We start from the raw sequence: 18,266 nt of genomic DNA on the forward strand, positions 1-18,266 counted from the left end.
AACACGGAATAGTCTGAGGTTACCTATCAGTGCCGCTTGAGCTGACACAGAGGCAACGCCTCCTTGAATACCTGCATTCCCATGCGCCAGCACGCGCACGGGACCTTGAGAATGTTGGCGTCTCAGCAGCAACGATCTCACGCTCAGTGCGTTCCGGCGACATCCTTCAGCTTGGCCGAGGGCTCTACGGCCTGCCCGACAGCGCGCCCGATACGCACGAGAACCTGATCGAAGTCGCAAAGCGGGCACCAAAGGCTGTCATCGGCCTGACGTCGGCGCTGGCGTTTCACGGCATCACAGATCAACTGCCGCGTCGTGTTTGGATTGCGATTGGCGCCAAAGACTGGGAGCCGAAGATCACATATCCGAAGATCCGAACCGTCCGGTTCCGCGAACCCTATTTTTCGGGCGGCGTCGAGGAGCAAAGGGTGGGTGGTTCAGCGCTCAGAATGTATACGGTTCCCAAGACGCTTGCAGACGCGTTTCGGAACCAGCGCCTTGTCGATCGATCCGTCGCTATCGAAGCCCTCAAAGCCGCGATCGAACAAAGTAAGGCAACACCATCGGCGATTGCTGAGGCTGCGCAGACCTACGGTGCCTGGAACCAGATGCGCCCCTATCTCGAGGCCGTGACATCGAATGGCTGACACACCAAAGAACATCACGGCATCGGTGCGCCAAAGGCTTCTGAACCTTGCGCGCACGGAAGAGCAAGCCTTTGACGTCGTGCTGGTAGCCTTTGGCCTGGAGCGGCTCATCTACCGCTTGTCCATATCTGCGCATCGTGACCGCTTCGTCTTGAAAGGCGGTATGCTTGTAACACTTTGGACCAAGGACAGAGGTCGGTTTACCCGGGACGTGGATTTCTTGTCGTTCGGTGCTGAGGACGAGGAAACCCTGAAGGCGGTCATTGCCGAAATTCTCGCAATCGACGCAGAGGATGGCCTGGTCTTTGACGACGCCAACCTTATGGCAGCCCCGATCAGGTCTACGGCGGCATGCGCCTGAAGACGACTGCCTTCCTCGAAAAGACGCGGATCCCGATCACGATCGATGTCGGGTTCGGAGATGCGCTTGGAAACCCCGACTACGCGCTCGACTACGGCTCACTGCTCGACTTTCCGTCCGCTTCGGTGCGCGCCTACTCACCCGAAACGGTCATCGCAGAAAAACTCCAGGCCATCGTGGCACTCGGTATCATCAATGGTCGGATGAAGGATTACTATGACCTTTGGGCACTGCCGAAGGCCGTCGATCTCAATATGGACGAATTGCGGACCAGCATTGAGTAAACCTTTGAGCGACGTCAAACGAAGGTTCCGCAAACGCGACCGCCAGGACTGTCCGAGGCATGCGCCAGCGACGCGACAAAGTCTGCTCAGTGGCGCGCCTACGCCGAATCCACCGAGATCGAAGGCATGAGCCTCGCGGACGTCGTCGATGATATCTGGGCGATGCCTGAACCGATTTGCGCGCGCGTCGGTCGTGCAACCTGAGGAAACCAGACCTCAGGTTGTATTCGGACGTGTCAATCGAAAGTTGGCAGACATGCCCGACCACGCGCCATGACTCCCTTGCTATCCAGTGAATGCGCTGCGCCGCAAAGCGCCCATGAGTTATAGACCTCATTTCTATCCGCATGATACTCACCAGTTCACCTCCACCAATTCGGGTCCTGACGCTGCCTGAGCGCACAGTGTGCGCTAAACTTTCACTTTCGACAGTTTGCCGCGTCGTACGGTAACCTTAAGTTTTCATGTGATCCATTGATACCAGTAACTAGCGTCCGGGCATTCCTAACGCCTTCTTTGACTGACATATAATGCTGCCATTGGCAATTTTAACACCTCGACGCGAATGCCAGCACTACCACCTTTAGCGAACTCAAAGAAATTACTCCTCGCATGAAGGTCGGCTTTTAGGAACGCAAACGCGGCATTTGAGCACGCTGGCGAAGGTCTGCTTTGGGCCGTGAGCAGCATAGCGATTGCATTTCTTACAGTTAACCTTACTTGGCTCACTTGACGCTACCGAAGGTATGAAATACACCCGAATTCTGTTGAGCGGGCGTTGTGTAATGGTAAGACCTCAGCCTTCCAAGCTGATGATGCGGGTTCGATTCCCGCCGCCCGCTCCAAAAGCTTTGTTCCGGCAATTCGCTCGTAAAAATGTAACACTGTATCGTTTTTTCGAAAGTTAACTACTGCTCCGTGCTCGCGGAGCTCAGACATGTAACAACTATGACTTCCAAGCGAAATTCCTTTTCACAGCCTAACCGCTGGCTCTCCAAAATGTGAAGTTCAGAAAAGTCACAGAATCGATCAAAACTGTCGAAGCACCCCTCCTGAGCGGCTTGCGATGGCAGAAAACACAGCCATTGCAACACGATTGGTTTTCTTTTGCATTCGTCGCGACGCATCGAGTACTTGTTGTCGATATTCTATCCGTTCAAACGCTCGAAAAACGCTTTGCCCCTGCCCGCACTTTACGTGAGGGCGATGAGACACCGCGCGAGCAAAATACCAGAAGCACTTACGACCTAATGCAGATCGCTACACCGTGGCATCTTCGTTTACGACGTCCGCGAAGGATTTGAAGAACTTTGCCGCGAGCTTCTTTGCAGTACTCTGGATCAAACGACTGCCCAATTGTGCGAGTTTGCCGCCGATATCCGCTTTGGCCTGGTAGCGCAGAATTGTCGTATCCGGCCCATCTGCAGTCAATGTCACATCCGCACCGCCTTTCGCATGACCTGCCGCGCCGCCGTTACCTTGTCCCGACAAGGAAAACGCATCTGGCGCACCGGCTGTGTCCAACTGCACATTGCCGCTAAATTTGGCCTTCACTGGACCAACTTTCAGAACAACTTTAGCCTCTAATTCGGTGTCGGAATGTTTGATTAACTCCTCGCACCCGGGGATGCATTGCTGCAAAATCTCGGGATTGTTAAGCGCGGCATAGACCTGATCTTTTGGTGCATTAATGGTAATTTCGTCTGCCAGTTCCATAGTATGTCCTTCTTAGCAACATGGGAATTTGATGGCGGCCAAGTGCTCGGCCTGTTCCGGTGAAAGCGTCAGAATGCGGCGCAATCGCGCTGCGTTCCGTTTAAGCGTCTTCATTGGCTTACCTTTGGATTGTAACTTTTAAGGGCCTCATACGACTCAGCAGTATCCACATCCGTGTAAAAACCGGCAGACGCCAATTCATGAAACTGAATGTGTTCCGGGTGGTCGCGCGTAAACGCCTTGCAGCCAAGCGATTTTTCGTCCGCCAATAACAGTTCGCGCAAGACAGCAGGTACGACAATCGGATTGCCCCGCTGATCGCCCTGCTTTGGAATTGAGATGCGGTCAATGTCACCCGCATTATGCGCTGTGAGCAACAGACGCAGATCATTGCCCGTCAAAAGCGGTTGATCACCCAGTCCGATGAGCACAGCCATGGACCCATGTGCCTCGCGCAATCCACACGCCACTGATGTGGGTTGTCCATTGGCAAACTTCGGGTTGAAAACTGTTCTTGCGCAGCTGCCCGCGAGCGCAGCTTCAACTGCTTCGGCTTGATACCCTGTCACAACAAGGATGGGTTGGGTTGTCACCTCCTCGTAGATGTCCACGACGTGACGGATCATCGGCGTATCCCCAATTGGCAGTAACAGCTTGTTGCGCGCACCCATGCGGCGCGACAACCCCGCAGCCAATATGATCGCGGTGACATCACCCATCCGTTCGCCTCAATGTGCTTCGCCGTTCTTGTACAAGCTGTGCAAGGATCGACAGCGCGATTTCCTCTGGGGTAACCGCGCCCAAATCAAGCCCTGCTGGGGCTTTTACCCTTTCAACCTGCGTCCGCTCCAAACCCGCTTCGGTCAGTTTCTCAGCAAGCGACGCATACTTGCAACGACTGCCAACAAAGGCCAGGTAGTCGGGGTCTGCCGCCAGAGCAGTCTTCAAAGCATGCAAGTCGCCCTGACCTTGGGTGGCCACAACTACAAAGCGCTTCTGATGCGTCTTTTCCGAGTTTGTATCTGCGGTAATTGACCAATGGAACTGAGGCGCCAAATTGATGAGTGTCCGTGCCACGGGTGATGCGCCAATGACCACAAGTTGTGGTGATGGCAAGCAAGGCTCTATGAAAATGTCCACCGTCCCACGCGATGGGCAACCATTGCGCGCAAAATGAGTGCCGTCTACTTCATCCCCAGAAACGATGCCTTTCTCAGCCAGCAAGTCCTCTGGAGCGACTGACACAAGCTGAGGTGTGCCTTGCTGCAAAGCCTGCAAGGCCGCGCGTTTGACGGCACCCTTTGTGCATCCACCTCCCAACCAACCTTGCATGATCGTTCCGTCCGCGCGAAGCAACGCTTTGGCACCCGGCTTGGCTGCAGTTGAACCAGCCGTTCGCACGATCGTCGCAAAAGCAAAGGGCTCATCCCGTGCTCGCAACTCTTGCGCTGCTTCAGCCAGATCAGTTGACAGAATTTCGGCCGGGGTCATAGGGCTGCCAACTCCCGCTCCAGCGCGCCTAAATCGGCTAGCGTATTGGCCGCTTTAAAGACGTCGAGATAGGGCAATGCAGCAGCCATGCCTTCGGCCACTGGCGCATAGTCAGCCCAACCTTTTAGCGGGTTGAGCCAGATCACTTTGCAACCCCGCTTGCGCAGCTTTTCCAGCGCGGAAACCAGCACTTTGGGCGGCTCCGTATCATACCCGTCCGAAAGGATCAGAACGACGCTGCGTCCGTCAACAAACCGCTTGGCGTAGGTATCAGCAAAGCGCATCAGGGACGGTCCGATTTTGGAGCCACCGCCAAACCCATCCGCCATCAAGGACATCCGCCCAATGGCACGCATGGTATCCTTGTCCCGCAACGCTTCGGTAATCCGCACAAGGCGTGTGTGGAAAAGATAAGCATCGGCTGCGCTATCCGCGCGCATCAGACCTGCCAGAAAGGCCAAAAACACGCGCGCATAGACTGTCATTGAACCAGAAACATCACACAGTGCAACGATCTTGCGCGTTCTGTCCGGGCGCTTCTTGTGGATTAGGCAAACTGGCTCGCCACCTGTCGCAAGGCTCCGTCGGATGGTTTTGCGAAAATGCAATTGGTCGCCACTTCGAGCAGCAATCCGACGGCGAGATCTTTTGTCGCGTAAGGCCGCCCCCATCCGGCGGGCAACCTCTTCGGCCTCGGCTATGTCCTCGGGGCGAACCAAATCACGCAGATCGCGGCGCTTCAGATTTCGCTGCTGAGTGGCAATCAATTTGCCTGTGCCATCGCTTTCTGCCTCATCTCCGCTGGTATCAGGCGCAGTGGCCGATCCTGATGCACCGGTATCGTTGCCATCTGCCTCACGCGAAGAATGGACATCTTCGTTCATCGATTTTTTTCCATCGGCGATCACCTTGCGCCTGACCCTTCCCATGTCCATCCAGTAAGCGTCAAAAAGGTCATCGAAGCGATCTGCCTCTTCTTTACAGCCTGTACAAACGGCCCGCAGAGCACGGCGACTTTCTTCCGGGCGAATGGCATCCACATGGGTCAAGGCAGCCATCGCAATTTCCGCCTCGGCAACGCCCAGGCGCAGCCCGTTTTCACGCAAATGAGCGAAAAAACCTGCGATACGCGCTGTCGGACCAGGGTCACGACTTGCGAATTTCGTCACTCGGCTCATGCCGCACGTCCGGCGATGCGACCCGCAACTTCGGGCGTGATGTTTGCCTGATCGTTTTGCGTCTTGAGTAGCGTTGTCAGCGTCGATTGCAACACGGCAGGTTTTTCGGTCAGGTCAGCGATGCCCAACCCCATCAGGGCGGCGGCAAAATCCAGCATCTCGGCAACGCCGGGCGTCTTTTCCAATTCTTCTTCCCTCAGCTTTTGCACAAAGCCCACGATCTGATCGGCCAGATGCGCTTCGACATTGGGGCAGCGCGCTTTGAGAATTTCCAGCTCCGTGCTTCGATTGGGGTATTCGACATAAGTGTATAGGCACCGCCGGCGCAAGGCGTCCGATAGGTCGCGCGTGCCATTGGACGTTAGGATCACCATGGGTCGGGAGACGGCCTGGATCGTACCAAGTTCCGGGACGGACACTTGGAAATCAGACAGAATTTCCAAAAGATATGCCTCAAACTCTTCGTCAGCCCGATCAATTTCATCGATCAGTAAAACCGGCGGTTGGTCCTGCGTGATGGCTGCCAGCAAAGGCCTTTCCAACAGAAACTCTCGCGAGAAGATCCGCTGTTCGACAGCTCTGCCTGTCTCGCCATCTTCTGCGGCCGCCCGGATAGCCAGCAGTTGCCGTTGATAGTTCCATTCATAAATGGCTTGGGCCGCATCCAACCCTTCATAGCATTGCAAACGCAGCAAGCGGGTGTCCTTCACCAGCGCCAATGTGCGCGCGATTTCGGTCTTACCGACACCTGCGGCTCCTTCCAGCAGCAAGGGTCGGCCAAGCGACAGGGCCAATTGCAAAGCCACGGCCAAATCATTGGAGGCGACATAACCCTCGCCGGCCAAGGCGGATTTCAATTCTGTCCAGGTCATAGAGTGCTCCAGAGGGCGGGGTCGGGCCCCGCCCCTACCTTAGCCATGAAGACCCAGTTCATTGGCGGTTTTCCAAATTCGCCAGTGATCATGGGGCATATTCGTGTGCGTGTTTCCAAAAGGGCGGAAGGCGTCCTGAACCGCGTTTGAGAAGCAAGGCACACCACCCACGTGAGGGCTTTCACCCACGCCCTTTGCCCCGATGGGATGATGCGGGCTCGGGGTCACGGTATAGTCGGTTTCGTAGTTGGGTACTTCCCAAGCGGTCGGCAGGAAGAAATCCATCAGTGTGGCCGTCTTGCAATTGCCCATATCGTCATAGGCAATCTCTTGCCCAAGGGCGACAGCAAGCGCTTCGGTCAAACCTCCATGCACCTGACCTTCGATGATCATTGGGTTGATCCGCGTGCCGCAGTCATCCAACGCATAGAAACGACGGATTTCCGGCACGCCTGTATCGACGTCGATGTCCATGACACAGACATAGGCACCGAACGGGTAAGTCATATTGGGCGGATCGTAGTAACTTACCGCTTCCAATCCCGGCTCAAGCCCTGGAATGGCCTGATTGTAAGCGGCAAATGCGATTTCCTTCATAGTTTTGAACCGCTCTGGTGCGCCTTTGACAACGAACCGGTCCACGTCGAATTCCACATCGTTGTCGTGGACCTCCAATAGATAGGCCGCAATCATCTGCGCCTTTGCACGGATTTTGCGCCCTGCCATCGCAGTGGCAGCCCCCGCCACAGGAGTCGAGCGTGATCCATACGTTCCCAAACCATACGGTGCGGTATCTGTATCTCCTTCTTCGATGGTTATACTGTCTGCAGGCAAGCCAATTTCAGAGGCAAGTATCTGTGCGAATGTGGTCGCATGCCCCTGACCTTGGGATATCGTACCTAGGCGTGCAATGGCCGATCCTGTCGGGTGGATGCGGATCTCGCAACTGTCGAACATGCCAAGGCCCAGAATATCGCAATTCTTGACTGGACCGGCACCAACAATTTCCGTGAAGAATGACAGGCCGATCCCCATCAACTTACGGGTTTTCCCAGCTTTGAAGTCTTCGACACGCAGTGCTTGCTCGGCCCGCAAGCCCGTGTAGTCAACGGCCTTGAGCGCTTTGTCCCATGCGGTGTGGTAATCGCCGCTGTCATATTCCCAACCAAGTGCGGCGGTATATGGAAACTGTTCCTTTTTGATAAAGTTGATCCGCCGCAACTCTGCCGCATCCATATCGAGCTTGATGGCCAGAACCTCGACCATCCGTTCAATGAAATACACAGCCTCTGTCACACGGAACGAACAGCGATAGCTCACGCCGCCGGGGGCCTTGTTTGTATAAACCCCATCGACTTCCAGATAAGCCGTCGGGATATCATAAGACCCGGTGCAGATATTCATGAAACCAGCCGGGAACTTTGTCGGGTCAGCACAAGCGTCAAAGCCGCCGTGATCCGCCGTCACATGACATTGAAGAGCTGTAATCTTGCCCTCCTTGGTGGCCGATATCTTGCCCGTCATGTGATAATCGCGCGCGAAGGCAGTTGTCATCAGATTGTCCATCCGGTCTTCGATCCACTTGACCGGTTTTCCCGTAACAATCGAGGCCACGACCGAACAGACATAGCCCGGATAAGCGCCAACCTTGTTGCCGAAACCACCACCAATGTCGGGGGAAACCACGCGGATGTTGTGTTCTTCCAAGCCCGAAATCAGCGACACAATAGTTCGGATCGCATGTGGGGCCTGAAAGGTGCCCCAGAGCGTGAGTTTGCCGTTGACCTTGTCCATCGATGCCACGCATCCACAGGTTTCCAGGGGACAGGGGTGGGTCCGATGGTAGTACATAGATTCTTCGGCCACGACCTCAGCGTTTTCGATAACCTCTTCCGTGGGTGCTTTGTCCCCTGCCTCCCATGTAAAGATGTGGTTGGGGTGCGAGCGGGGACCATGAGCGCCATCAGGAATAGAGCCGTCTTCAGCCACCAGATCTTCACGCAATATGACATCGGATTTCAGAGATTCAAATGGATCAACGATAACCGGTAGCTCTTCATACTCAACTTCAACCAGCTCGATCCCGTCGGCCGCAGCAAAGCGGTCTTCGGCGACGACAAAGGCCACTTCCTGACCCTGGAAAAGCACTTTTCCATCGGCCAGCACCATTTGTTTGTCGCCGGCAAGGGTCGGCATCCAATGCAAACCGAGCGGTTCCAGATCAGCTGCGGTCAAAACAGCCAGTACGCCGGGAACCTCGAGGGCTGCTGCTGTGTCGATGCTTGTGATCCGAGCATGTGCATAGGGCGAGCGCACAAAGTCGCCAAACAGCATACCATCCAGTTTCAAGTCATCGACATAGTTGCCCTTGCCTTGCGTAAACCGGGCATCCTCCACGCGCTTGCGCGAACAGCCCATACCCTTGAGATTGGCAACGCGATCCTCACGGTTTTCCACTTCGTCCTTCATTGCGCGGCCTCCCTGGCTGTATTCATCTCAGCAGCGGCTGCCTGAATAGATTTGATGATGTTCTGATACCCGGTACAGCGGCAGATATTGCCAGCCATGCCAAACCGGATTTCTTCTTCCGTTGGGTTAGGGTTTTCTTCCAGCAATTTGGCCGCGCGAGTGATCATGCCGGGGGTGCAATAACCACATTGCAACCCGTGATACTCCTTAAACGCATTCTGCAGTGGGTGAAGATCGTCCGGTCCGCCAATGCCTTCAATGGTTGTGATCGCCGCTCCATCGGCTTGCACAGCAAACATGGTGCAGGATTTCACAGACTTGCCATCAATCGTGACGGTACAAGCCCCGCAATGAGAAGTCTCGCAGCCGATATGAGGGCCCGTTATGTTCAACCGCTCGCGCAACGTGTAAATCAATAACTCGCGCGGCTCGGCGAGAAATTCCTCGTCCTTGCCATTCACTTTGAGCTTGATGTGCATTTTCTTTGACATGGTTTCCTCCTTAGGCCCGCGACCAAGCGCGCGCGATGGCGCGACGCAAGATGACGCCCGCCACATGGTTTTTGAATGCGATAGGGCCGCGGTTGTCCTCGGTCGGATCGATGTCCTCGAGCATGGCCGCAACAGCAGCGTCCAAGGCCGCATCGTCGACAGCGGTGCCCACTAGGGCGTTGCCCGCAGCTTGCGAGTAAATCGGCGTGTCGCTCAGGTTTGTCATCGCGATGGCAGCTGAGACACAGGTAACGCCATCCTTGACGATCTGGACTGCTGCGGCTGCAGTCGCATAATCACCGATTTTGCGCTTTTGCTTCTCATAGGCATGCCCACCTTTGGGCAGCGGGATAGTTACCGCGGTTAGAACTTCTTCGTCCTCGCGTGCCGTCATGTAAGCTGCTTCGTAGAACGCGCGTGCGGGGATCTGTCGTTCGCCATCTGCTCCAATCACAGTAAAAACCGCGTCCAGACATTGCATCAAGCCCGGCATGTCATTGCCTGGATCTCCGTTTGCAATATTCCCTCCTACCGTGCCCATGTACCGCACTTGGGGATCCGCTATTTGCAAAGCTGCTTCGCGTAGGATTGGTGCCGCCTCTGACAATGAACCATGGTCAATGATATCGGCCTGTGTGACGAGAGCTCCGACGCGGATGCTGTCATCACCAATTTCAATTTCGGACATGCCGCCGACATCTTGCAAATCGATCAAATGCGGCACATCCGCCATGCGCAGCTTCATCATCGGGATAAGACTGTGCCCGCCGGCCATGACCCGCGCATCGTCTCCATGTTCCTCTAGAATAGATAGGACACCGGCCATGTCCTTGGGGCGATAATATTCAAATGCCGCTGGAATCATCGACTTTCTCCTCCCTTGAAGTGAATGTTCTGGCTTGGAGAGAAAACTGCATACGTCCGCATGCCGCAGCACTAGAAAATCAATGAAATACAGGTCTATTGCACGAAATGCGCCTGTCTAGACACGAACTGCGCCGGCCTCCGACGAAAGCGCATCCTGAATCGCCTTCAGTTTGGAACGGCTCACGGGTGCGGGCGGTAGATCCGCCCCATCAAATATACAACGCCCCTTGTCCTTGGTGCGTTCGAAACGCGATACTCGGGCAGGATTGACCAAATAACTGCGGTGCGTCTTCAAGAATCCTAACGGCAGCAATCGCCTGGACGCTTCGGTCACGGGCCAGACACAAAACAACTTTTCCTCGTCAGTGTAGATTTGTGTGTAGTGACCATCTGCTCGGACCAAAAGCACATCGTCTGACCGAATGAAAACCTTTCTTCCGTCGCGTTCACATGGGATCAGCTGCCCAGCGACGGCCTGTGAAACAGAGTCCGAGGCATGCTCCGGACTACGACTGCCTTTGACCTCCACGGGGACCAAATATGTCACGCTTACCCAGAGGCAGGCGCCAAAGATTACAAAGCTGAAAAAGATAACACCAAGCGCGAGAGTTTCGTTGGTCATGGACGGACCAAACTCTTCGACGCTCGGTTCCTGTACAAAGTTTGTGCCAGCCAAGGCAAGGAAATGCACAGAGCAAATGGCGATTGCGAAGCAACACGTCCCCAGCAGGATGTTACGGTTCGTACGGCGACCATACGCGATCCAAAATGCAAGCACGCACAAACCAATGGCAACAATGGATGAAAATATGACACCTGTCGGCGTATAGACCGCACGGCATAGCTCCAGGCCCGCCATGCCGATGTAATGCATCACCAGAATTCCCACACCAACAATCGCACCGGCAAGAGCGATAATCCTCGGCGTACGATCTGCGAAGTGTAAAAGGATAAGGGCCGCTGCCATCAGCAAGATCGCCGATAGGGCCGATACAAGCGTGATCGCCGCATCGTAGTAAAACAGAATGGGCAATTGCAATCCTAACATGGCCACGAAGTGCATCGCCCAGATGCCCCCACCCAAAGCAATGGATGCGAGAGCAATTGATACCTTTTTCTGAAACATCGGCTTTTGCGACAATTCACGGGTCAGCGAAAAGCCGGTGAACCCTGCGACGAGTGCGACGATGCAAGACATCGCAATCAAGAAAGTGCTGTGACTGACGTTTAAGAACTCCATGCGGTGCAAGATGACTAAGACTTCAGCACTTTGCAAACAGTCCAAGTCTCGCCAGTCTTTAATCTTGCTAGTCAAATTACAAAGCTTCTTGGCGCGGAATGACCAGCGTCATGAAACTTGGGATAACCTGAAGCTTCGCGTGGCATCCTCAACAGCGATCGAACTATAGCGAGTGCGCCGTTCGGCAAGTCGGAAGGCTTGGCGGCTCTCATCCATGTTTCTTTGGTGGACACATCCAATAGTGGCTAATCACTTCTGCGCTTTGATTGGTTGTGTATTTAACAGTTAGAACAATGCTTTATTGATGCCGCTTCAGCATAGGTTGACCGTACTTCTGGACCTTTAACTGAAGCTATCTGGCAAGGGATTGAAAACACCAGATAACCATGTGTTTCCTCGTTCGGTCGGCAGGAAATTTCTGGGCGCCAAGCCCTGGTTCCAAAAAATTCAAAGCACGCGATACTTTTGACACGCCGTACATTCTTCTTGTCACCAAAATTTGAAGAGTTGCGACTAATCCAATCCTTTTGACGGATGAAATCACGGCCAAAACGAGTGTGCTCCGTGTCAGGGTTCTCGTGCAAAGAGTCAATAAGATCAATGCAATGTGCGATGGAGATGTGCGCAAATGTGGCTGTTACAAAAAATCGGAACACTCTGCGGTCGCTCTTTCTTCTAACCTCCAAAGGCACTGTGGCTCCACAAGTCAACTACACTTCATCATTCCAACTTCCGTATAGCGCAGCGTTTTTCGCCTTGATCCTAGTATAAAGACCGATCTCGATCAGAAACTGAAAACTTAGAGTTAAACAGACAAAAGCCATGACCAGATCGCATTCTACGGGCATCCGATGTTGCACGTGAGATTTGGAATACCTCAAGTATGCCAGATGACAGATTGCTTCGCGAAGCAACTTACATGCTCGGGTTCGAACCGTGTCACGAAACGATTGCTATCCAGTCGGCAGCCTAGCCAAAGAAGCTGACAGTTGCCGCACCAACTAAGCTTGATCCCTTTGATCTGACTTAACAAAGACTTTAGCCAAAAATCCGGTCATGCTGCTCAGCTTTGGCATCCATACTGAGAGTACCATCGCCTTTCGGCAAACATATCGTGAAGCACGTGCCATTCGATCCCGTCATGGCGAGTTCCAATGTACCACCATGCCCTTTGATCAATTCAGCTGAAATCGCGAGGCCCAGGCCAGAACCGCCTTTGCTTGCGCCACCCTGAAATGGCGTAAAAAGATGTTCTTGGGCTTTCGGAGGCAGACCTGGGCCTGTGTCCATCACATCGATCCACCAAGCCGCCTCATCTTCACGTCCCGTCACACTGATCTCGCCAGGCGCACCTTTGGCGATCAAGGCTTGCCGGGCGTTCCGGACAAGATTGGCTAAGACCCGATAGAGTTGTTCTGGATCCGCGCGCACGCTCATGCCCGCCGGTACATCGCAGGAAAAGGATGCGTCAAACTCACCAACCGCCAAGCGCTCGCTCTCAATGACTTCCTCTACCAAATCAGCCAATGGCAACAAAGTTAGAGTTGGGCTTGGTTCTGCAGCCTTGCCAAAAGCCAGCGTGCTTTCGCACAGATGCACTGCGCGCGTAATCGATCCAACCAGTTTAGGCGCCATACGTTTGACGGCAGGGTCTTCACTCATTTCGATGCGATCGGTAAAAAGTTGTGCAGTCGTGAGAATATTGCGCAAATCGTGGCTGATTTTACTGACGGCACTGCCCAGTTGCGCCAGACGCTCCTTTTGCCGCAATGCCTGTGTGAGATCGGTTTCAAGTGTTTGCAAAGCTTCCTCTGCTTCGCGCAACTCGGTGACGCCAGCCGTAGGGGCAATGATCCGCCGCGCGTCTTCGGGAGCAGCAGCGTAGTTCTGCATATGGCCCACGACACCCTTGATTGGCTTGAGCAAGAGCGCGCGCATGGCCAAAAACAACAAGAAGGCGGTGAAAATCGAAATGACTGCCGACAGGATCAGAATGCGAATGCCATAGTCGATCATTGCGGCCCGCAAGGGATCGGTGTCCATTGTGATTTCTATCAAAAGGCCCGCGTCTCTTACCGGTGCGCCAATAACCCGAATAACCTGGTTTTCGCTGGCCACAAAACGGGTCAGCGCGTCCCTTATCAACACTGCGGCGTTGTTGTTGCGCATGTCGTATGTTTGCGAGATCGGTTGTGGCAATTCTGAAGACAACATCAACTGACGCACCTGATCTCGGCGCAAGACCACATTGAAAACGCCCGCATTTTCAAGTAGTTCAGCTTCCAACTCGCGGTCGATCATATCATCCGCCAACAACGCCAAAGAAGCAATCTGCGCGCGTTCAAGTCGGTTCATCAGATAGTCTTCGCGAAAACGCGCAATGGACGGCACGAAAATCAACACCTCGGCCAACATCACGAAAACCGTTGTAAGAATGACAAGCCGTCCAGAAAGCGAATTCAACATATCAACAACACGGTTTCATGGCACGAAGCGCTGAACAAGCCCCACAAGCTTTTTGACTGTGGGACTTTCGAATAGACGGGGACTGAAGTAGGCGCCCGCAGCCCGCTTGTTAACCTCTCCGATTGTAGGATAGGGGGCCACCATCGCGGCGATCTGGCCCATCTTCATCCGGTTCGCCAAAGCCAAAGCCCATAGGTTGATCAATTCACCAGCTTGATACCCGACAATTGAAGCGCCAACCGGACGGCCTTTGACTACCATGACCTTGATAAAGCCGGTGGTTTTACGTTCTGCGATGGCACGATCATTATGATTATAGGGAAACCGCACCACTTCCAGGTTGATCCCGTGCTCATTCTTGGCCTCTGTTTCCGTCATCCCGACCTGCGCCAATTCCGGGTCTGTATATGTCACCCAAGGAATATGTGTGGTTTTTGCCTTTGATGGCAGTGCAAAAAGCATCGAACGGATGATCACACCTGCATGATAACCTGCCACATGGGTAAATTGCATGCCGCCGGCCGCATCACCAATGGCGTAGACGCGTCGGTTCGTGGTGCGCAGACCGGCATCGACCTTGATTCCGCGCCCGTTGGTTTCAATCCCCGCTGCTTCCAAATTCAGCTTGGCGGTATTGGTCCGTCGACCGACCGCCATCAACAGATGCGTGCCTTTGATGGAACGGCCATCTTCGGCAACAATCTCAATGGCCCCGGCTTTGCCTTTTATTTCGGAGGCCGTGGCACCTTCTTCGATCACAACTCCTTCGTCACGCAGTGCGTTCAGAACAACCTCAGCGAGTTCAGGGTCGTCTTTGCCCAGGACTTTGGCGCCTTCGACAATTGTGACCTGGCTGCCCAGCCTGACATGTGCCTGCGCCATTTCAACGCCAATGGGGCCGCCGCCAATGATCAGCAGATGTTTGGGTGCCGTCCGCAAATCAAACAGGGTTTCATTTGTCTCATAGGGCACAGCCTCCAGACCGGGGATGGCCGGCACCAAGGGCGAAGACCCTGTCGCAATGACGATCCGCCGCGCTTGTATTACCGTCTCGCCAGCCTGTACTTCGGTCGGTGAAATGAAATGCCCAAATGCGCGGATCACCTTGACGCCAAAACCTTCAAAACGTTCTTGACTATCGACCGGGGCGATCTGTGCGATCACATCCGCGACATGATCTTTGGCCGCAGCATAATTCGCGCTTCCTGAAGCGTTTTCGATCCCAAACGGAGATGCATGGCGTTGTGCATGTGCGGCCTTTGCACTGGCCAGCAAGGCTTTGGAAGGTACACAGCCGTAATTCAGGCAGTCGCCGCCCATCTTGTGCCCCTCGAGCAGCACGACGTCAGCGCCCATTTGGGACGCGCCAGCTGCCACTGATAGCCCGCCGGAACCGGCGCCAATGACCAAGATGTCCGTCTTCAATCGGGTCACTTTGTCAGGTCTTTCTTACCTGCTATTGTTTTGATCACCACTGGAAGCAACGACAAGGCGCTCAAACCCAAGATGGGCAGCAAGATATGTGGCTCAAAAATCAGGCCGAAATTTGGGCTCTCTCCCCGTGCAAAGACCTCTCCAAGCCCGGCCCCAACGGAAGAATACACCAGCGACCCGGGAATAATCCCCAAAAAGGTCGAAATCACAAATCGGTGCAACGGCACGGCCAGAAAAGCGGGGATTAGGTTGGCCATGAAAAATGGCACTGCCGGCACAAGACGAATGAAAAACAGCATTGACCACTGGTTTTCGTCCAAACCCTTTTTGATCTTGTTTATGCTGCCTTGAGACGCGTCCATGCGCGCTTTGAGCTTGTCGCCAAGTCCGTGGCGTGCGGCCATAAAGATGATGGCGGCCCCCAACGTTGCCCCGGTGACGCTAAAAAACGATCCCGCAATGGTGCCGAAAAGGAAACCACCGGTGAGGGTTGCGACCAAGGCACCCGGCAATGAAAAACCAACAATGGCCACGTAAGCCAATACAAATCCGACAACGGTCAACAAGTAATGACTGTCGCGAAAGGTAATCAGCGCATCACGGTTGTCGCGCAGCGCGTCGAAACTCAGATAGTCGCGCAGTGTCAAAGCCCCCACGACCGCAACGACCAGGATTATGACCAGGGGCAGATGGCGCGTTGCGCCGGGTTTTGCTTCTTCAGTCATATCCGACACTTTGTGACCTTTCACGCTGCGGGTTACAATTCCAAAGGTAAATGACCGCTTTCGTTGCGTTTCGATAGAGCGATCACGGGTGCTTGATCCATCGTGACGAATCCGTGGGTTTGACCGTCGAAAACTCAAGATAACTGAAACAAGTTGATTTTTTGCCATCGCAGAAGGTTAAAATTGTTGCAATACAGGGGAAAATTGCAAATGCAGGGTTTGACTTGAACCGCGGAGCACTTTAGAGCACGGGCTTCGGATAACATCTGACGGTCAGCGATTCCGCGCGACCTGTCGGCAGACATGGAGACGGAGCGATGAAACGCACCTTTCAACCCTCGAACCTTGTGCGCAAACGGCGCCACGGTTTTCGCGCGCGTATGGCCACCAAAGCGGGTCGTAAGATCATCAACGCGCGCCGCGCCCAAGGCCGGAAATCTTTGAGCGCTTAGTTGCGCCTTTGACCAGTTCCGACATCATGACACCGCCGAAAGATTCTTCGTCAGGCCACGCTGCCGCCGGAGATGCCCTTTCGGCGGTTTCTTTCCGTTTTACGCCCCTCACAAAACGCGCGGATTTCCAACGCGCTTCGCGATCGCCCCGCGTTGTGACAGATGGGTTTATTCTGCAAATGCGTCGTCGCGCTATCGGTGAAGCCACTGGCATGCGCGTCGGTTTTACTTGTTCCAAAAAGGTCGGCAACGCAGTGGCGCGCAATCGTGCGAAACGGCGGCTACGAGAAATTGCGCGGCTAGTATTGGAGGAGCGCGGACGTGACGACACAGACTACGTTCTGATCGGGCGCCACAAAACGACTGCTGTATTGCCTTTTGAACAACTGCGAACGGACTTGATCAGAGCTTTGAACACCCTTCATGGCAAATCAAAGTGACCCTTCTCGCCCGCGTTCTCTCTATGCCGGTTTACACGTATCGTCTGCTTTTCAGCCCTTGGGTTGGACACAATTGCCGTTTTCAACCCACCTGCAGCGCCTACGCGCTCGAAGCTCTGCAAAAACACGGGGGTGTAAAAGGAAGCATTTTGGCGTTGAGACGGTTGTCCCGATGCCATCCATGGGGCAGCAACGGCTATGATCCTGTCCCTGACGCGAAAGACTGAAGCTGTTTTTGTCCCGCACCTTTGAAGCGAAGTTTGCAAAACCAAGACCCACAACATTCTTTTGCCTGTGCACATTTTCGAAAAATTGGCGTCGTATTAAGTCTAAGTCGAAAATGAACCAGCACGAGTTAGGATCTGCATTGAGCAAGAGCCTGAAAAACGAAATGGGCCTGTTTTGAGCGTTGCTTGCCAGGGACTTTAAAGGGTGTCGCCTAATTCTGGTCTGGTCAGAATTGAAAATCGCGATCTTTCGTATTTAAATTGCAGCTCAAAGGCGACCCTTAGCAACGTCACTTCACTTGGGGGTAGCCAAAGCTGCCACTGCGACTCCCTCCTCAACTGCGCCATCCGTCAGCGCAAGTTCACTGAAATCCCAAAGTTTGGAGTCAAGCAAATGCGACGGACGCGCATTCTGAAGGGCTCGGAACATGACTTGCCGGCGTCCGGGATGATTTTTCTCCCAGCTGTCGAGGATCTGCTTCACCTGTTGACGTTGCAGTCCATCCTGGCTTCCGCATAGATCGCATGGAATGATTGGATAGCTCATTTCCCGAGCGAAGCGCTCGCAGTCCTGTTCAGCCACATGGGCGAGCGGTCGTAATACAAAAAGATCCCCCTCTTCATTCACCAGCTTTGGCGGCATCGTGGCCAGCCGTCCCCCGTGAAAGATGTTCATAAAGAAGGTCTCCAGAATATCATCCCGATGATGACCCAGTACAACGGCGCTGCACCCTTCTTCACGGGCGATGCGGTAAAGATTGCCACGGCGCAAGCGCGAGCATAGCGCACAAAAAGTTCGCCCCTGAGGTACCTTGTCAATTACGATCGAATAGGTGTCTTGATATTCGATGCGGTGCGGCACGCCCATCTTTTTCAAAAAAGCAGGCAAAACGGTGGCCGGAAAGC

19 protein-coding genes and 1 tRNA gene are annotated in these 18,266 nt (G+C 54.2%); 7 read left to right on the forward strand and 13 right to left on the reverse strand.

The features are described from left to right. Positions 1-29: 29 nt before the first annotated feature. The 4 genes from AB8B75_RS06995 to AB8B75_RS07010 all read left to right on the forward strand — a co-directional run bounded on the left by AB8B75_RS06995 (position 30) and on the right by AB8B75_RS07010 (position 2,137). Entirely contained in the window at positions 30-647 is a 618-nt protein-coding gene (locus AB8B75_RS06995) for an AbiEi antitoxin N-terminal domain-containing protein (RefSeq protein WP_405360949.1), read from the forward strand. Continuing rightward, entirely contained in the window at positions 640-1,008 is a 369-nt protein-coding gene (locus AB8B75_RS07000; protein ID WP_405360951.1) for a nucleotidyl transferase AbiEii/AbiGii toxin family protein, read from the forward strand. Before AB8B75_RS06995 ends, AB8B75_RS07000 begins: the two co-directional genes overlap by 8 nt. Beyond that, entirely contained in the window at positions 999-1,292 is a 294-nt protein-coding gene (locus AB8B75_RS07005; protein ID WP_405360952.1) for a nucleotidyl transferase AbiEii/AbiGii toxin family protein, read from the forward strand. Before AB8B75_RS07000 ends, AB8B75_RS07005 begins: the two co-directional genes overlap by 10 nt. 771 nt (positions 1,293-2,063) lie before the next feature. Further along, positions 2,064-2,137 (forward strand) — tRNA-Gly (locus AB8B75_RS07010). Positions 2,138-2,552: 415 nt separating this feature from the next. Here AB8B75_RS07010 and AB8B75_RS07015 read toward each other — a convergent pair. The 12 genes from AB8B75_RS07015 to AB8B75_RS07070 form a co-directional block, all read right to left on the reverse strand. Beyond that, complete coding sequence (locus AB8B75_RS07015) at positions 2,553-3,008, reverse strand: CoxG family protein (protein WP_405360953.1); 456 nt, start codon at positions 3,006-3,008, stop codon at positions 2,553-2,555. Between the two features lie 110 nt (positions 3,009-3,118). Next, on the reverse strand, positions 3,119-3,727 hold the full coding sequence (locus tag AB8B75_RS07020; RefSeq protein ID WP_405360954.1) for an NTP transferase domain-containing protein: 609 nt from the start codon (positions 3,725-3,727) through the stop codon (positions 3,119-3,121). After that, the gene (locus AB8B75_RS07025) at positions 3,720-4,499 is read right to left on the reverse strand and encodes an XdhC family protein (protein ID WP_405360955.1); all 780 of its coding nucleotides are present in this window, start codon (positions 4,497-4,499) and stop codon (positions 3,720-3,722) included. The genes AB8B75_RS07020 and AB8B75_RS07025 overlap by 8 nt, the downstream gene beginning before the upstream one ends. Next, positions 4,496-5,677 (reverse strand): vWA domain-containing protein, encoded by a 1,182-nt coding sequence (locus AB8B75_RS07030; RefSeq protein ID WP_405360957.1) that lies wholly within the window; start codon positions 5,675-5,677, stop codon positions 4,496-4,498. Before AB8B75_RS07030 ends, AB8B75_RS07025 begins: the two co-directional genes overlap by 4 nt. Beyond that, the gene (locus AB8B75_RS07035) at positions 5,674-6,549 is read right to left on the reverse strand and encodes an AAA family ATPase (RefSeq protein ID WP_405360958.1); all 876 of its coding nucleotides are present in this window, start codon (positions 6,547-6,549) and stop codon (positions 5,674-5,676) included. Before AB8B75_RS07035 ends, AB8B75_RS07030 begins: the two co-directional genes overlap by 4 nt. A gap of 39 nt (positions 6,550-6,588) precedes the next feature. After that, positions 6,589-9,018 carry an aerobic carbon-monoxide dehydrogenase large subunit gene (locus AB8B75_RS07040; RefSeq protein WP_405360960.1) on the reverse strand — a complete coding sequence of 810 codons (2,430 nt, stop codon included), beginning with the start codon at positions 9,016-9,018 and terminating at the stop codon, positions 6,589-6,591. Further along, a complete protein-coding gene (locus AB8B75_RS07045) occupies positions 9,015-9,509 on the reverse strand; it encodes a (2Fe-2S)-binding protein (RefSeq protein WP_405360962.1) in 495 nt (164 codons plus the stop codon). The genes AB8B75_RS07040 and AB8B75_RS07045 overlap by 4 nt, the downstream gene beginning before the upstream one ends. A 10-nt stretch (positions 9,510-9,519) precedes the next feature. Continuing rightward, positions 9,520-10,374, reverse strand: a complete 855-nt coding sequence (locus AB8B75_RS07050) for an FAD binding domain-containing protein (protein ID WP_405360964.1) — start codon at positions 10,372-10,374, stop codon at positions 9,520-9,522. A gap of 117 nt (positions 10,375-10,491) precedes the next feature. Next, positions 10,492-11,616 carry an MHYT domain-containing protein gene (locus AB8B75_RS07055; protein ID WP_405360977.1) on the reverse strand — a complete coding sequence of 375 codons (1,125 nt, stop codon included), beginning with the start codon at positions 11,614-11,616 and terminating at the stop codon, positions 10,492-10,494. Positions 11,617-12,654: 1,038 nt separating this feature from the next. Beyond that, positions 12,655-14,082 carry a sensor histidine kinase gene (locus tag AB8B75_RS07060; RefSeq protein WP_405360965.1) on the reverse strand — a complete coding sequence of 476 codons (1,428 nt, stop codon included), beginning with the start codon at positions 14,080-14,082 and terminating at the stop codon, positions 12,655-12,657. A 15-nt stretch (positions 14,083-14,097) separates the two neighbouring features. Then, positions 14,098-15,516 (reverse strand): dihydrolipoyl dehydrogenase family protein, encoded by a 1,419-nt coding sequence (locus AB8B75_RS07065; protein WP_405360966.1) that lies wholly within the window; start codon positions 15,514-15,516, stop codon positions 14,098-14,100. Next, complete coding sequence (locus AB8B75_RS07070) at positions 15,513-16,241, reverse strand: TVP38/TMEM64 family protein (protein WP_405360967.1); 729 nt, start codon at positions 16,239-16,241, stop codon at positions 15,513-15,515. Before AB8B75_RS07070 ends, AB8B75_RS07065 begins: the two co-directional genes overlap by 4 nt. A 317-nt stretch (positions 16,242-16,558) precedes the next feature. On the opposite strand from AB8B75_RS07070, the gene rpmH reads away from it, so the two are divergent. The 3 genes from rpmH to yidD are packed head-to-tail and all read left to right on the forward strand — an operon-like array spanning position 16,559 to position 17,360. Continuing rightward, positions 16,559-16,693 (forward strand): 50S ribosomal protein L34, encoded by a 135-nt coding sequence (gene rpmH, locus AB8B75_RS07075; protein ID WP_007118882.1) that lies wholly within the window; start codon positions 16,559-16,561, stop codon positions 16,691-16,693. Positions 16,694-16,719: 26 nt separating this feature from the next. Then, positions 16,720-17,133 carry a ribonuclease P protein component gene (gene rnpA / locus AB8B75_RS07080; protein WP_405360969.1) on the forward strand — a complete coding sequence of 138 codons (414 nt, stop codon included), beginning with the start codon at positions 16,720-16,722 and terminating at the stop codon, positions 17,131-17,133. After that, positions 17,130-17,360 carry a membrane protein insertion efficiency factor YidD gene (gene yidD, locus AB8B75_RS07085; RefSeq protein ID WP_405360970.1) on the forward strand — a complete coding sequence of 77 codons (231 nt, stop codon included), beginning with the start codon at positions 17,130-17,132 and terminating at the stop codon, positions 17,358-17,360. Before rnpA ends, yidD begins: the two co-directional genes overlap by 4 nt. Positions 17,361-17,655: 295 nt before the next feature. Here yidD and ttcA read toward each other — a convergent pair. Continuing rightward, a partial coding sequence (ttcA, locus tag AB8B75_RS07090; RefSeq protein WP_405360972.1) for a tRNA 2-thiocytidine(32) synthetase TtcA occupies positions 17,656-18,266 on the reverse strand: 611 nt, incomplete at its 5' end.

The sequence above is a fragment of the Roseobacter sp. genome (genome assembly GCF_045106495.1).
Taxonomy (GTDB): domain Bacteria; phylum Pseudomonadota; class Alphaproteobacteria; order Rhodobacterales; family Rhodobacteraceae; genus Roseobacter.

What these genes read in the sequence shown, in the direction of transcription:
- AB8B75_RS07015 (WP_405360953.1), bottom strand. Translation starts at nt 3,008, where the DNA reads ATGGAACTGGCAGACGAAATTACCATTAATGCACCAAAAGATCAGGTC.
- AB8B75_RS07020 (WP_405360954.1), bottom strand. Translation starts at nt 3,727, where the DNA reads ATGGGTGATGTCACCGCGATCATATTGGCTGCGGGGTTGTCGCGCCGC.
- AB8B75_RS07000 (WP_405360951.1), top strand. Translation starts at nt 640, where the DNA reads ATGGCTGACACACCAAAGAACATCACGGCATCGGTGCGCCAAAGGCTT.
- AB8B75_RS07050 (WP_405360964.1), bottom strand. Translation starts at nt 10,374, where the DNA reads ATGATTCCAGCGGCATTTGAATATTATCGCCCCAAGGACATGGCCGGT.
- rpmH (WP_007118882.1), top strand. Translation starts at nt 16,559, where the DNA reads ATGAAACGCACCTTTCAACCCTCGAACCTTGTGCGCAAACGGCGCCAC.
- AB8B75_RS07045 (WP_405360962.1), bottom strand. Translation starts at nt 9,509, where the DNA reads ATGTCAAAGAAAATGCACATCAAGCTCAAAGTGAATGGCAAGGACGAG.
- AB8B75_RS07030 (WP_405360957.1), bottom strand. Translation starts at nt 5,677, where the DNA reads ATGAGCCGAGTGACGAAATTCGCAAGTCGTGACCCTGGTCCGACAGCG.
- AB8B75_RS07060 (WP_405360965.1), bottom strand. Translation starts at nt 14,082, where the DNA reads ATGTTGAATTCGCTTTCTGGACGGCTTGTCATTCTTACAACGGTTTTC.
- AB8B75_RS07025 (WP_405360955.1), bottom strand. Translation starts at nt 4,499, where the DNA reads ATGACCCCGGCCGAAATTCTGTCAACTGATCTGGCTGAAGCAGCGCAA.
- AB8B75_RS07040 (WP_405360960.1), bottom strand. Translation starts at nt 9,018, where the DNA reads ATGAAGGACGAAGTGGAAAACCGTGAGGATCGCGTTGCCAATCTCAAG.
- AB8B75_RS07055 (WP_405360977.1), bottom strand. Translation starts at nt 11,616, where the DNA reads ATGGAGTTCTTAAACGTCAGTCACAGCACTTTCTTGATTGCGATGTCT.
- rnpA (WP_405360969.1), top strand. Translation starts at nt 16,720, where the DNA reads ATGACACCGCCGAAAGATTCTTCGTCAGGCCACGCTGCCGCCGGAGAT.
- AB8B75_RS07005 (WP_405360952.1), top strand. Translation starts at nt 999, where the DNA reads ATGCGCCTGAAGACGACTGCCTTCCTCGAAAAGACGCGGATCCCGATC.
- AB8B75_RS07035 (WP_405360958.1), bottom strand. Translation starts at nt 6,549, where the DNA reads ATGACCTGGACAGAATTGAAATCCGCCTTGGCCGGCGAGGGTTATGTC.
- AB8B75_RS07070 (WP_405360967.1), bottom strand. Translation starts at nt 16,241, where the DNA reads ATGACTGAAGAAGCAAAACCCGGCGCAACGCGCCATCTGCCCCTGGTC.